Annotated in this window: 11 protein-coding genes; 4 read left to right on the forward strand and 7 right to left on the reverse strand. The window is 35.4% G+C overall.

Annotated elements, in window-relative coordinates:
• The 7 genes from B3C18_RS02080 to B3C18_RS02110 all read right to left on the reverse strand — a co-directional run.
• Positions 1-230, reverse strand: a 230-nt coding sequence (locus B3C18_RS02080) for an efflux RND transporter permease subunit (RefSeq protein WP_291141597.1), incomplete at its 3' end; no start/stop codon positions are given.
• Positions 231-234: 4 nt separating this feature from the next.
• A complete protein-coding gene (locus B3C18_RS02085; RefSeq protein ID WP_035650032.1) occupies positions 235-705 on the reverse strand; it encodes a heme-binding domain-containing protein in 471 nt (156 codons plus the stop codon).
• Between the two features lies 1 nt (position 706).
• A complete protein-coding gene (locus B3C18_RS02090) occupies positions 707-1,219 on the reverse strand; it encodes a DUF3347 domain-containing protein (RefSeq protein ID WP_035650034.1) in 513 nt (170 codons plus the stop codon).
• Between the two features lie 244 nt (positions 1,220-1,463).
• Complete coding sequence (locus tag B3C18_RS02095) at positions 1,464-2,156, reverse strand: DUF3347 domain-containing protein (RefSeq protein WP_035650691.1); 693 nt, start codon at positions 2,154-2,156, stop codon at positions 1,464-1,466.
• Positions 2,157-2,292: 136 nt separating this feature from the next.
• Positions 2,293-3,363, reverse strand: a complete 1,071-nt coding sequence (locus tag B3C18_RS02100) for a hypothetical protein (RefSeq protein ID WP_035650035.1) — start codon at positions 3,361-3,363, stop codon at positions 2,293-2,295.
• A gap of 13 nt (positions 3,364-3,376) precedes the next feature.
• Entirely contained in the window at positions 3,377-4,231 is an 855-nt protein-coding gene (locus tag B3C18_RS02105) for a DUF3347 domain-containing protein (protein ID WP_291141604.1), read from the reverse strand.
• 151 nt (positions 4,232-4,382) lie between these two features.
• Complete coding sequence (locus B3C18_RS02110) at positions 4,383-4,754, reverse strand: hypothetical protein (RefSeq protein WP_291141607.1); 372 nt, start codon at positions 4,752-4,754, stop codon at positions 4,383-4,385.
• A gap of 271 nt (positions 4,755-5,025) precedes the next feature.
• Between B3C18_RS02110 and B3C18_RS25990 the strand changes: the two genes are divergently transcribed.
• From B3C18_RS25990 to B3C18_RS02125, 4 genes are all read left to right on the forward strand, one after another.
• Positions 5,026-5,352, forward strand: coding sequence for a DUF6660 family protein (locus tag B3C18_RS25990; protein ID WP_349680551.1), 327 nt, complete (start codon positions 5,026-5,028; stop codon positions 5,350-5,352).
• Positions 5,353-5,444: 92 nt separating this feature from the next.
• Positions 5,445-9,770, forward strand: a complete 4,326-nt coding sequence (locus B3C18_RS02115) for a CusA/CzcA family heavy metal efflux RND transporter (RefSeq protein ID WP_291141610.1) — start codon at positions 5,445-5,447, stop codon at positions 9,768-9,770.
• A 16-nt stretch (positions 9,771-9,786) separates the two neighbouring features.
• A complete protein-coding gene (locus B3C18_RS02120) occupies positions 9,787-11,166 on the forward strand; it encodes an efflux RND transporter periplasmic adaptor subunit (RefSeq protein WP_291141613.1) in 1,380 nt (459 codons plus the stop codon).
• Positions 11,167-11,232: 66 nt separating this feature from the next.
• On the forward strand, positions 11,233-13,218 hold the full coding sequence (locus B3C18_RS02125) for a heavy metal translocating P-type ATPase (RefSeq protein WP_291141616.1): 1,986 nt from the start codon (positions 11,233-11,235) through the stop codon (positions 13,216-13,218).
• Positions 13,219-13,660: the final 442 nt, after the last annotated feature.

Consider the following 13,660-nt stretch of genomic DNA (forward strand, 5'->3'; position numbering starts at 1 on the left):
GGCAATCCCTGAAGGTTGGTAACCAAGGGATAGGTGATCTGGTCTTCAACGAGCTGTGGAGCACGTCCCATCCATTCTGTAAAAACGATTACCTGATTTTCAGATAAATCGGGAATAGCATCAATAGGATTTTTTTGAATAGAGATGATACCCCATACAAATATTCCTGCTGATAATAGTAAAACGATATAACGGTTGCGCAGCGACCATTCTATTAATTTGTGTACCATAGATTTAATTTATTTGTGCAAGACTATCGCTTACTTTTTCAATCCAATTGAGCAGTTGTTCTTTCTGAACAGTATTCAGCACTGCATTTTTATGGATCAGCGTATAGGAAGCCAAAGGCATTTCGTTAGCTTTTATCTGCTTGGCAATTCGGTCTAATTTATTTTCCTGTTTTCGTTTGGAATAACTTCCCCATTGGCTAAAATTCAAATTTTCTTTACCCTTAGTAATATGCCCCTCCATGAAAGTACGTGCCGGCTGTATGTAGGAGTACCATGGATATTGCGTGTTGCTGCTGTGACAATCATAACAGGAAGTCTGAAGAATCGTTTGTACATTTTTGGGAATGGGATAGACTCTCGAAATGTGAATTGGTAAAACCTGCCCGTAATCGGAATTTCGGGCAGGCTGATACAATTGCATCAGTAGAAAAATAATTAACCCAATAAAAAGAATCTTTCTGATGAATCGTTTCATTTTACAATTGTTTTTTCATTGAACCGCAGGTAAGCATTTTGGAACCATAGTAAGGGTTTTTTATCTCTTTTGTTTCACTAATCCAGATAGCTCCTTTTCCTCCATCATACATAGGACAAGAATCCTGGTATAGTGTTTTTGGAGCTCCAAAAGTCTTGATCAAATCATTTACGTCTTTACTCAGTAGGGCAAAATGCTCTCTTTGATGCTCAATATTGCCACCATTAGCCCCAATATGTTCTGCATGCTCTTTGGCGTCGTCAGCTATATCAAGATATGCTGCTTTGGATTTTGGATCTATCGATTTTACATTTACGCTTTTGAAAGTCGCATACAATGCTTTTCCAGCTTTAGCAGCTCCGTTGGTGTCATCTTTTGCAAGTGCATTTTTTAATGCTAAATAATTTGCTACAATTTGTTCAGTTGAAAATTTAGTTTCTGTTTTTTTGCTTTGTGCATTACCTGAAACCATTACAAATACCATAACTATGGCTGAAAGAATTACATTTTTCATTTTTATTAAATTTTAATTGTTAAAAAAAAGGGTACTATTGATGTTTCTGAAAATATGTCTATCAACTTACTTACATGAAAAGACATATCATAAGTGACTATTTGGTTAAAGAACGGATCAAAGGGCAGTCTAAAAAATTAGATGCATTTTTTCCATTTCAATAAATTCGGAACATCAATAGTCACCGTAACATTGAGTGGTCATTATGTAAATAACCCGATATATTTAGAAGTAGTTAACTGCTTTACAGTTCTTTTTTCATAGAACCACAGGTTAACATTTTTTTACCTTGATATGGATTTTTGATTTCCTTGGTTTCGCTTATCCAAATAGCTCCTTTACCACCATCATACATAGGGCAAAAATCTTGATACAATTTTTGCTCTGATTTGAAAGATTTTATCAAATCATTCATGTCTTTACTTAACATGGCAAAATGCTCTCTTTGGTGTTCGATATTTCCACCGTTAGCTCCAATATGTTCTGCGTGTTCTTTAGCATCATCAGCAATATCAAGATATTCTGTCTTTAATTTCGCATCTATTGAATTGGGATTTACATTATTAAAAATTGCATACAATGCTTGTCCGGCATTTGCAGCTCCTTTTGTATCATCTTTGGTTAATGCATTTTTTAAAGTCAGATAATTGCTCACAATTTCGTTTATAGAAAATGTTGTTTGAGCACCTTGAGTTGTTTTTACCTCTGCACTTTTTTCAGTAGTTTCCTTTACTGGCTCGGTTAATTCCATTCCGCATTTGGAACATTTGTCTCCTTTTTTTCCTGTAACTTCAGGATGCATGGAACAGGCATACAATTGTGAATCACTCTGAGCTGTCCCGGAAGCAGCTTCAGGAGCTGTAGTTTCCTTGTTTTTTGAATTACAGGCTGTAAGTACAATTGCCATTATAAGGGTCGAGAAAATTAATTTTTTCATTTTTTTTAGTTTTAGATCTCTTATAAATGTTGTTTTGTCCAACATTCTTTTATTTGAGTGTTATACGAATAATTCTTTTTTTGATTGTGCAAATTCAATTTCCGGTTGGCATTTTGAATACCTTTTAGGATAGGATTTACATTTTTAGCACCAAACCATTGGGTTTTCTGCCTACATTAATAGTTTTAGAGACAGTGTGATTTGATACGTTAACTACAGAGACTGTATTGGCTGTCTGATTGGTCACATATGCTGTATTGCCATCTGCTGTAAATGTTATTGCATGTGCACCCGAGCCAGTAGTAAATACACCTCCATGCATCCACATCATCATAGTCTGGTCCCAAGTCCAATAATGTACTTTTGCATTAACAGGATCGCTTACCCAAAGTTCCTTCTTATTGCCATTGTGAGACGCTATTCCAGGCATAAATCCTAAATCAATGGTTTGATCTACAGCATCCGTTGCCACATTGATTACCGAGATAGATTGCCCGTCTTCATTATCAACATACATTCTGGCGTCACTTCCTGTCCAAGCACCCACAGGGTTGTTCCCTACAGCAACAGTGGCTGTAACTTGTTTGGTTGTCGTATTTATAACTGACACAGTATTATCATCTCCATTAGCGACATAAGCCTTAGTGCCGTCAGAAGAAAAGGTAAGCTCAGCAGGCATCATGCCCACTGCAATGGTATTTTTCAATGTGTATGTTAATGCATCATAAACCAGAACTTTTCCATTCATGTCCATTTGAGGTACCCAAATTTCTAAACCATTTGGACTGTAGATCGTGTTATGGTTCATCATTGGCAGGTTAATGTTTTTTACAGTTGTTCCATTGACGGCATCAATTACTAGGAGTTTACCTGTCATTCCTTCCATGCCGGCAGTATGACCGGCAGAGAAGTCCATTCCGGGCACGCCAATGGCCAGGTGATTAGAATGTAAAGAAATGTGGTGAGGCCACATGATCATATCAGTTCCGGTCCCCATAAGGCTGACGGTCTCTGTAACTTCATTAGTTGCCAATTTGATTACTGAAATTGTGCCGTCCTGACCATTGACCACATATGCAGCAGGATAGTTTATGTTCAATTTTGGATCGGACATATTCATATCATCTGATTTACTGCAAGAAGACAGCCATAGGGTTCCTAAGATTAATGCTCCAAGGATTGAAGTACCTGTAATTATATTTTTCATTTTTGATTTGGGATTATTTGATTGTTTCTATAGTTGATCCACAGCTTAGCATCTGGGAACCGTAATACGGATTCTTGATACCACTTTCTTTGCTCAGCCAATTCGCATCAACCATTGGGCAATGATTATAATAAACCGGTTGTGGCTGATTGGTAGTTTTTATAAGATCGTAAGTGTTTTTAGATAAGCCTTTAAAGGATTCTCTTTGTTTCTTAATATCCTGGGTTTCAGAAATGTTTTTTGCATCTGTAGCTAAACTTTTCATTACATTCATCCATGCAGTATGTTCTTTAGGTTTTAGGTTGTCCATTTTGACAGCATTGATTGCAGTAAGAAGTTCTTTAGATTTGATTGCAGTAGTCTTGGCATCTGTTTTCACTAAAGCATCTTTTAGCTCAAAGTAGTTGTCGAAAATTGTTTTAAATGGACTGTCTTGTTGTGCATCTGGAAGAACTGCGGTTGTATGCTGGGAATGATCCATTTTCTCCATATCCATTTTTGATTCTTTCATTGTGACAGCCATCTTATTTGTTCTTTCATATTGGCAGCATTGTGGAAGTTTTACATATGCTTCGGCAGGAGATAAGAATTGCTCACTGTCATATCCCGCTAAGGCAATTCGTTTTAGGATCTCCTCCTGATTTGTTTTCTTCTGGTCGTAGGTAATGGCCGCAATTTTGGTGTTCTCATCCCAGTTTGCCGAAGCGATATTTTTGATGTTTGCTGCTTTTTCAATAGCAGTTTTGCACATTAGACAATTACCATAAATTTTTGTGTTTACGGTTTTGGCATTTTTTATAGGTGCGCCATACACTACGACTGATAGCAATATTGTAATTGCCATCAATCCTTTTTGAATTAATTTCATTTTAAAATGTATTAGAAGTGAATGTAGTCTTATGAGAAATAATTGTATATACGAGGTGTATAGACTATTATTCTATATAAGCGAAAAATTAAAATAATGAAAAACAAATGGCTTCCTTCTTTGGCACACGTATGGCTATCAAAAAAGGTTTTTAGCTTATTTTAGGTATAAGCCAGATAGAATAGAAACCTGTTAAAATTGAGGTTTCTGAATTGTAGAATTTTTGTTTTTGAGAAAAAAGACTCAAAGTATTGTTTTTGAATTCCAGTTCGCTTAAAAAGGAGATACCTCCATTGCATACTGAAGCACACCCGCATGAAGCATGTCCACATTTATGACCGCAGCCATCATGCTTTTCCTTTTTGGAATGACCGCCTTCTTCTGAGCAGCAATCCTCATTATGGGTTTTAGAAGTTTCCTTAGTACAGGAAGCTTTCTTTGAAAGATTTCCACATGCAAAAGTTGCCGTTGGCACTAGGAAGAGGCCAAGGGTAACAATTAATATGATGTAAAATCTTTTCATGAGAAGTAAATATAGTATTACAAAGGTAATAATATAAATATAAGTTAAAATAAATTAAATGTTAAAGTTGTTAATTTCAAATATCTTTTGTAATCTCCACGGATAATTCCTGCCATGATTAAAATGGTAGAACCATTAATTTTTATTTTTGCAATGTAATCAAATTTGCATTATAACTATTTATAAATGAATTCTAGTTTCGTATAAAGTTGCCGATAGTCAATAAAAATTATTTTTAAATAATATAAATTTTATTACTATTTTTACATCCGTGAAATGGTTTAACATCATATTGTCAGTTTATATAGTAGTCTTGGCATTTATGCCCTGTGCTGATATGGAAGTAAGTAATGCCGGACAGTCTTCGGAAGCGCAGCAATATCAATGTGTTAATCATTCACACAATAAGAAAAAAGATTTGTGTAACCCATTTTGTAATTGTAATCGTTGTGGAGCACAGATTTTGAGTTATTTTCCTGTTATTAATTATAATTTTACTTTAATCTCTACGGTTATAAAAACCAAAGAACCAGTTTACAAGCCAGTTTTTGTTTCCTATTTCTTTGGAAGTATTTGGCAACCACCTCAAATAGTATAATGATGCCCGAGTAATTTCGGGTTAACAAGTTGTGGACTTCCACGAAATTTCAGGATTATGTCCTGAGAATATCATTCATTATACAATAAAAAATGTTAGACAAGATAATTGCGTTCAGCATAAAAAACAAAATCATCATAGCAATGATGACACTGGCACTTGTAATTGCAGGTATTTACAGTGCTGTAAAATTGCCCATTGATGTGATTCCTGATATTAGTAACAACCAAGTACAGGTTATTACATTAGCTCCCTCTATGGGCGCTCAGGAAGTAGAGCAATATATTACTGCTCCTATTGAGTTAGCAACAGGTAACATTCCCAATGTTACTGAAAAAAGGTCAATATCAAGATCGGGGTTGTCAGTTGTAACTTTGGTTTTCAAAGATGAAACTGATGTATATTGGGCTCGTCAACAAGTAGGGGCACAACTTAAGGAAGTAGAAGGGCAAATAACCAAAGATATGGGTGAACCAATGCTTGCACCTATTACAACAGGTCTTGGAGAAATATATCACTATGTTATTCATACGAAACCAGGGTATGAAAAAAAGTATTCCGCTACAGATTTACGTACCATTCAGGATTGGATTGTAAAACGACAAATGGCAGGTGTTGTGGGCCTGGCAGAAGTAAGTGGTTGGGGAGGCTATATAAAACAGTATGAAATTGCATTAGACAATGATAGGCTTAATGCTATGAATATTACAATTTCTGAAATATATGAAGCTCTTGAAAAAAATAATGCAAATACTGGCGGGTCATATATAGAACAACAAAGCAATGCTTATTTTATTCGGGGTTTAGGCCAGGTTAAAACTTTGGATGATATTGAAAAAATAGTCATTAAAAATATTAATGGCACTCCTGTCCTTATTCGTGATGTGGCATTAGTGCAGTTTGGAAAGGCTACCCGATACGGGGCAGTTACCCGAAATGGTAAGGGCGAAGTAGTAGCTGGTGTGACGCTAATGCTCAAAGGTGAAAATTTTAACCAAGTTAGCAAAAATGTAAAGGAACGCATGGCACAGATTCAAAAAACACTTCCTGAAGGAGTGATCATTGAGCCTTTTATAGACCGCTCTGAATTAGTGGGCAGAGCTATTGGTACTGTTGAGAAAAACCTGATTGAAGGAGGTTTGATTGTCATTTTGATTTTAGTTTTACTTCTAGGAAATCTTCGAGCTGGATTAGTTGTCGCTTCCGTAATACCTCTTGCCATGCTTTTTGCATTATGCATGATGAGGCTTTTCGGGGTTTCAGGAAATCTTATGAGTTTAGGTGCGATTGATTTTGGGTTAATTGTTGACGGTGCAGTAATTATAGTTGAAGCCATTGTACATCGAATAACATTGAGTCGTAAGCACCATCAAGGTTTAGAAAAACTAACCCAAGAACAGATGGACTCTGAGGTTTATGGTGCTGCTTCCAAAATAAGAAATAGCGCAGCGTTTGGAGAAATCATTATCATGATTGTTTACCTACCGATTTTAGCCCTTGCAGGTATTGAAGGAAAAATGTTTATTCCAATGGCACAAACAGTTGCATTTGCAATTCTTGGAGCATTTATTCTTTCGCTGACTTATGTTCCAATGATGTCAGCGTTATGCCTCAGTAAAAAAACAGAGCATAAAAGAAATATTTCAGATAAGATTATGGATTTCTTACAGCGTGTTTATTCCCCTGTGCTTGAACTTGCATTGAGGTTTAAAAAATCTTTGATAGCTATATTTGCACTTTTATTTTTAGTTAGTATATGGATTTTCAATACTATTGGAGGTGAATTTATCCCAACCCTTGAGGAAGGCGATTTAACAGTGGAAATATCAATGATGCAGGGAGCCTCGCTATCGCAAACAGTTGAAACTTTCACTGTAGCAGAAGGAATGCTGAAAAAGAAATTTCCTGAAATTAGACAAATTGTAACGCGTATAGGTAGTGCCGAAATCCCTACAGATCCAATGCCTATTGAAAAAGGCGATATGATGCTGCAAATGAAGGACAAGAAAGAATGGACTAGTGCTGATTCACGTGAGGAAATACAAGAGAAAATTGAAGAAGTTTTGTCTGTATTGCCTGGCGTCAAAGTTGAAGTAACCCAGCCAATGCAAATGCGATTTAATGAATTGATGACAGGAATACGACAAGATGTCGCTATAAAAATATTTGGAGACGATCTTGACGAGTTAGCAAAACAGGCAAAAATTGTCGGTACATTAATAGCACCTATAGAAGGTGTGACCGAACCGACCATTGAAAAGGTAACTGGTTTACCACAAATAGTTGTCGAGTACGATCGCGACAAAATTGCACAATATGGCTTATCCATTTCTGATGTCAATATGGTTTTAAATACTGCCTTTGCAGGAAATGTTGCTGGTGTTGTTTTTGAAAAAGAAATGCGCTTCGATATGGTGGTGCGTCTAAAGAGTAATTTGCGTACAGATATACACAATATTGAAAACCTCTACGTTCCTTTGCCTTCAGGGAGTAAGATTCCACTAAACCAGTTGGCAGATATTAAAATTGTAGATGCACCCGCTCAGGTATCAAGAGAAAACGGAAAGAGAAGAGTGTATGTAGGTTTTAATGTACGCGGTCGCGATGTTGAAAGTCTTGTTGAGGAGATTCAGGCAAAATTGGATAAGAATCTTAAACTGCCTCCGGGTTATTACATTACTTATGGTGGACAATTTCAAAACTTAAAGGACGCCAATAACCGCTTGGCAGTATCTTTACCTATTGCTTTAGGTTTAATTTTAATCTTGCTGTATTTCACCTTTGGTTCATTAAAACAGACGATGCTCATTTTTACTGCTATTCCGCTGTCAGCTATTGGAGGAATATTCGCTTTGTGGATACGAGACATGCCTTTTAGTATTTCTGCAGGTGTTGGTTTTATTGCTTTGTTTGGAGTTGCAGTTTTAAATGGGATTGTCCTTATTGGTGAATTCAACTCACTTGAAAAAGAAGGAGTTTCAGATATTTATGAACGAGTTCGCCTCGGTACTAAACACCGGTTACGCCCTGTAATCATGACTGCCTCAGTGGCTGCTCTTGGTTTTTTGCCAATGGCATTTTCCACAAGTGCAGGGGCAGAAGTTCAAAAACCATTGGCATCGGTTGTTATTGGAGGACTGATTTCTGCAACCCTACTTACATTAGTTATCCTTCCAGCACTTTACATACTTTTTTCTAATACTAAACATATAAAAATTGGAACTACTCCTGTTGTGATTGCATTATTTCTTTTCACTTCATTTTCATTTGCACAAACATCGGGTAAACCATTAACATTAGACGAAATAGTTAAAATTGCAATTGAAAAAAATCCTCAATTGAAGTCAGCAACATTGCAGGTCCAGCAACAAGAGGTATTAAAGAAAACCTCTTTCGACATTCCAAAAACTAGCATCTCATTATTGCATGGACAATACAATGGTAGCTACAGAGATAATAATTTTGGCGTTACTCAGGACTTTAGCTTTCCAACCGTATATATTGCTCAAGGAAGAGCGCAAAAACAAAATATTGCATTAAGTGAAAAAGTACATACTCTGACAAAAAATGAGTTAATACGCGATGTTAAAACTGCTTTCTATCAACTTGTAGCAAGCAAGGAAAAATTGAAATTGGTAAATACGCAGGATAGTATCTATCGGAAATTTTCTGATGTAGCACAACTTAAATATAAAACTGGAGAAACATCAAATTTGGAAAAACTATCTGCAATGAATATTTACCAAGAAGTGCAGTTGCAAAAAAGTCAGGCCCAGGCTGACATACTAATTTATCAACAAGAACTGAAAAAACTACTTGGAACTAATGATGAAATAATGATTTTGGATGAGAAACTTACAAGACAAACACTTTCAGCTAGCACCGGCACAACTGCAATAAAACAAAATCCAATGCTTGCTTACTACAATCAAAAGATTTCAGTTGCACAGTCTCAATTGAGTTTGGAGAAAAATAAATTTCTTCCTGATCTTTCACTAGGTTATTTTAACCAATCTCTTGATGGTGTTAACGGTTTTCAAGGAATTCAGTTTGGTGTTGGTATTCCAATATTCTTTTCCAGTCAGCGCGGTCGTGTTCAATCAGCAAAAATTGAAGCAGAGATAGCAAGGAGTGATCTTAAGAATTACCAAAACGGTCTTAATTCATATTTTAATAAGCAATTACAAGAGTACCAGAAACTAACAGACCTCCTTAATTATTATGAATCCTCCGGACTTGAACAAGCAAATCAAATTTTACGAATCAGTCAATTTTCATACAAAAAGGGCGAAATTGGTTATGTTGAGTATATTCAAAACCTGACTCAGGCTCTTTCTATCAAGTCTCATTATCTCGACACTTTAAATGAACACACTAAGACGATAATCAATATTAACTTTTTAATTGGTGGAAATTAAAATTCACCCTACTGATATGGAACTTAAAAATAATATAATGGGTATGAAAGCCCTCCTGGCAATGCTTTGTTGTTTACTAATAATAGGTTGCAACGAGAAAAAAGAAGAATCCAAAACAGCTGAAACTCCAAATGAAGATGAACTAACTACATTTGTAGAACTGACAAAAGAGCAATTCGAGACTATTGATATTGAGTTTGGCAAAGTTGAGCAACAAAACCTTTCCACTACTATAAAAGCCAGTGGCCATCTTGGAGTACTTCCACAAAACAAGGCAGAAGTTTCTTCCTACGTTGGTGCAATAGTAAAATCAATTTTAGTAATAGAAGGTAGCAAGGTACAGAAAGGCCAAACAATCGCAATTTTAGAGCATCCGGATTTTATTAAACTGCAACAAGACTACATTGATGCTCGGAATAGTTTGTCTTTTTTGGAAAAAGAATATCAAAGACAAAAAGAACTGGCGGATAATGATGCAGGAACGGGAAAAATATTTCAACGTTCTGAATCTGAGTACAATGGAGCTAAATCAAGGGTAAATGCGCTTGCAGGTCAATTACGTGTTTATTCAGTTAATATGACCCAGCTAGCTAATGGCAAAATTACATCTTCAATAATACTAAAGGCACCTATAACAGGATATATCGCCAAGGTTAATGCTAGTACAGGAGGATATGCAGAACCTAACACTGCACTTTTCGAGATTATTGACAACAGTCAGATTCATTGTGATCTGATGGTTTATGAAAAAGATATTTTTAAGATCAAAGTTGGCCAAAAAATCTTATTTTCAATTACCAATGTTCCCGATTATCAAAATAAAAAAGGAGGAAAAACCATTGAAGGAGAAGTTTTCGGAATCAACAAATCTTTTGAAGGGAATTCAAAAGCAATCAGTGTACATGCCAAGATTAAAAACGAAAGTCATGAACTTATTCCTGGAATGTACGTAGATGCTTTAATTGATGTCGGAAACCGAAAAACAACTGTGGTTCTGAGTGACGCAGTATTTGAAACAGGCGGGAAACAATTTATTTTCATCAGAAATAAAATAACTGGCTGTAAGGAACATAAAGATTGTGCTGCTCATGAATTTTGCAAGCCTTCAGAAAATTGTGCAGAGCATCCAAAATGCGAGCAACACGAACACTGCCCTCGTAGCAAATCTTGCACGAAACATCCCGATTGTGAGATACATGAAAAATGCAAGACAATGGATAAGCCTGATGCCTATTATTTCACGATGATAGAAGTAAAGAAAGGGGTCACTGATTTAGGCTATACAGAAGTATCGTTTACTGATGATATTCCAGCAGATGCAATTGTGGTTACTAAAGGCGCATTTTTTCTACTCTCAAAAAGTAAAACAAGTGAAGAAAAGGATGACAATGACTAATTAAAAAAGATAAGACGTTGAATCAATAGAGCCAAAAGAAAATAAACAATACTAATTTATGAAAATATGGAACATCAACATAAGTACGACGCAAGTGGCAAACAACTGTGTTGCAAATTAGAAAATAAAATTAATAAAAAGGCAAAAGAGTTTTCAAATGAAGGTGGTAATGACCAAGTCCATAAAAAAGAAAATGTTTTTAAAATGTTTATTCCTGCAATTATAGGTTTTATAATGTTGCTGATTGCTATTGTATTGGATAATTTTTTTCCACAATCTTGGTTTACAGGATGGATACGTATAATATGGTATGGCATTGCTTATATTCCCGTAGGTTTCCCTGTTATTAAAGAAGCATTTGAAAGTATTCGTAAAGGCGATATATTTTCTGAGTTTCTTTTAATGGCTATTGCGACACTAGGAGCATTTGCAATTGGTGAATATCCCGAAGGTGTAGCGGTAATGCTGTTTTACGCTGTAGGTGAAATATTTCAAGCATTGGCAGTAAAAAGGGCCAAATTCAATATTAAAAATCTTCTTGACCAACGACCAGATGAGGTAACTGTCCTGGTGAACAATGTAACTAAAACAATTAAAGCGGAAAACGCAAATATTGGAGATATTATACAATTAAAACCTGGTGAAAAACTTGGTTTAGATGGTGAACTATTATCAGATTATGCATCATTTAACACAGCTGCCTTAACAGGTGAAAGCAAACCTGATACCAAATCAAAGGGAGAAACAGTTTTAGCAGGAATGATTAATCTGACTACTGTATCACAGGTAAAGGCAACAACATCTTATACGGATAGTAAATTATCTAAAATTTTAGAGTTAGTTCAAAATGCCACAGCTCAAAAAGCACCAACAGAGTTATTCATCAGAAAATTTGCTAAAATCTACACACCAATAGTAGTCTTATTAGCCTTTTTAATTTGCGTTGGACCCATGTTATTTGTTACTAATTATGTTTTTAGTGATTGGTTATATAAAGCCCTAGTATTTTTGGTTATTTCGTGTCCTTGCGCTTTAGTAATTAGTATTCCTTTAGGTTATTTTGGAGGAATTGGAGCTGCTTCTAAGAACGGAATTCTTTTCAAAGGAAGTAATTTTCTCGATGTTATGGCAACAATTCAAAATGTAGTGATGGACAAAACCGGAACAATGACAGAAGGAGTATTTAAAGTACAGGAAGTGGTTTTTAAGCCAAAATTCAATAAAAACGAAGTCCTGCAAATGGTTAATGCAGTGGAGAATCAAAGCACTCATCCGGTGGCTACAGCCATTCATCAATACGTTGGTAAAATTGACACTTCAATAATTTTACAGAACGTAGAAGAAATAGCAGGTCAGGGATTAAAAGCCACTGTAAACGGAAATGAACTGTTAATCGGTAATTTTAAAATGATGGACAGATTTTCCATAGCTTATGATATAGACCCAACAAGTATTGTTTATACGTTAATTGCAATTGCTTATAATCAAGAGTTCGTTGGATATTTAACCATCGCCGATAGTATTAAAGAAGATTCACAAATCGCAATCGATAGGTTAAAATCATTAGGAGTAAAAACCACGATGCTAAGTGGCGATAAAACCACCGTTGTACAATTTGTAGCTAAATCACTAGGAATTGCAAATGCTTTTGGGGATTTATTACCCGAAGGTAAAGTAAATAAAGTAAAAGAAATAATTGCAAAAAATGAGACTGTGGCCTTTATTGGTGATGGTGTAAACGATGCACCAGTGGTCGCATTAAGCAATGTTGGTATTGCAATGGGAGGCTTAGGAAGCGATGCTACCATAGAAACTGCTGATGTGGTTATACAAGATGACAAACCAAGTAAAATTGCAATGGCAATTAATATTGGTAAACAGACCAAGAAAATAGTTTGGCAAAATATAGGTTTAGCATTTACAGTAAAAGCTATTGTTTTAATACTCGGCGCAGGTGGTTTAGCCACCATGTGGGAAGCTGTTTTTGCCGATGTCGGAGTAGCGTTATTGGCAATTTTAAATGCAGTTAGAATTCAGAAAATGAAATTTTAGTATTGATTATAATATTCATAAAAAGGTGTTCGGTTAAATTAATCCAGCACCTTTTTAATATTAATTTAAAAAAATATAGTTAACTCTTTAGATTTCCATATGGCAATATAGTTGTTCCAGTTAATTTCTCTCACCTTATATGTTTTTTACCATAATCTATGTAAAACAATAATAATTTCTGAACATAGTGCTCCCAGAATAATCTTTAATCCCCACCCTTGATTAAATAGAAACCAATTTGAATTGTGCTGAAGTATAATATTTTATAAGATATTGAGACTTTAATTTAATATAGATTAGTTATAGACAAGCCTAACAATGAAGAAACTCTCTGTAAAGATGACATAATTTTGATAATCAATGACATTTTTTATACATTTACAGTTATTAAAGTACATTGACTGATTGCGATTAAATTGATCAAGGAAACAAAGGACTGCAA

The sequence above is a fragment of the Flavobacterium sp. UBA7680 genome, from assembly GCF_002482975.1.
Taxonomy (GTDB): Bacteria; Bacteroidota; Bacteroidia; order Flavobacteriales; family Flavobacteriaceae; genus Flavobacterium.

Excerpts from the sequence above, each read along its gene's own strand:
- B3C18_RS02085 (WP_035650032.1), bottom strand. The coding sequence starts at position 705 with ATGAAACGATTCATCAGAAAGATTCTTTTTATTGGGTTAATTATTTTT.
- B3C18_RS02090 (WP_035650034.1), bottom strand. The coding sequence starts at position 1,219 with ATGAAAAATGTAATTCTTTCAGCCATAGTTATGGTATTTGTAATGGTT.
- B3C18_RS02095 (WP_035650691.1), bottom strand. The coding sequence starts at position 2,156 with ATGAAAAAATTAATTTTCTCGACCCTTATAATGGCAATTGTACTTACA.
- B3C18_RS02100 (WP_035650035.1), bottom strand. The coding sequence starts at position 3,363 with ATGAAAAATATAATTACAGGTACTTCAATCCTTGGAGCATTAATCTTA.
- B3C18_RS02105 (WP_291141604.1), bottom strand. The coding sequence starts at position 4,231 with ATGAAATTAATTCAAAAAGGATTGATGGCAATTACAATATTGCTATCA.
- B3C18_RS02110 (WP_291141607.1), bottom strand. The coding sequence starts at position 4,754 with ATGAAAAGATTTTACATCATATTAATTGTTACCCTTGGCCTCTTCCTA.
- B3C18_RS02115 (WP_291141610.1), top strand. The coding sequence starts at position 5,445 with ATGTTAGACAAGATAATTGCGTTCAGCATAAAAAACAAAATCATCATA.
- B3C18_RS02120 (WP_291141613.1), top strand. The coding sequence starts at position 9,787 with ATGGAACTTAAAAATAATATAATGGGTATGAAAGCCCTCCTGGCAATG.
- B3C18_RS02125 (WP_291141616.1), top strand. The coding sequence starts at position 11,233 with ATGGAACATCAACATAAGTACGACGCAAGTGGCAAACAACTGTGTTGC.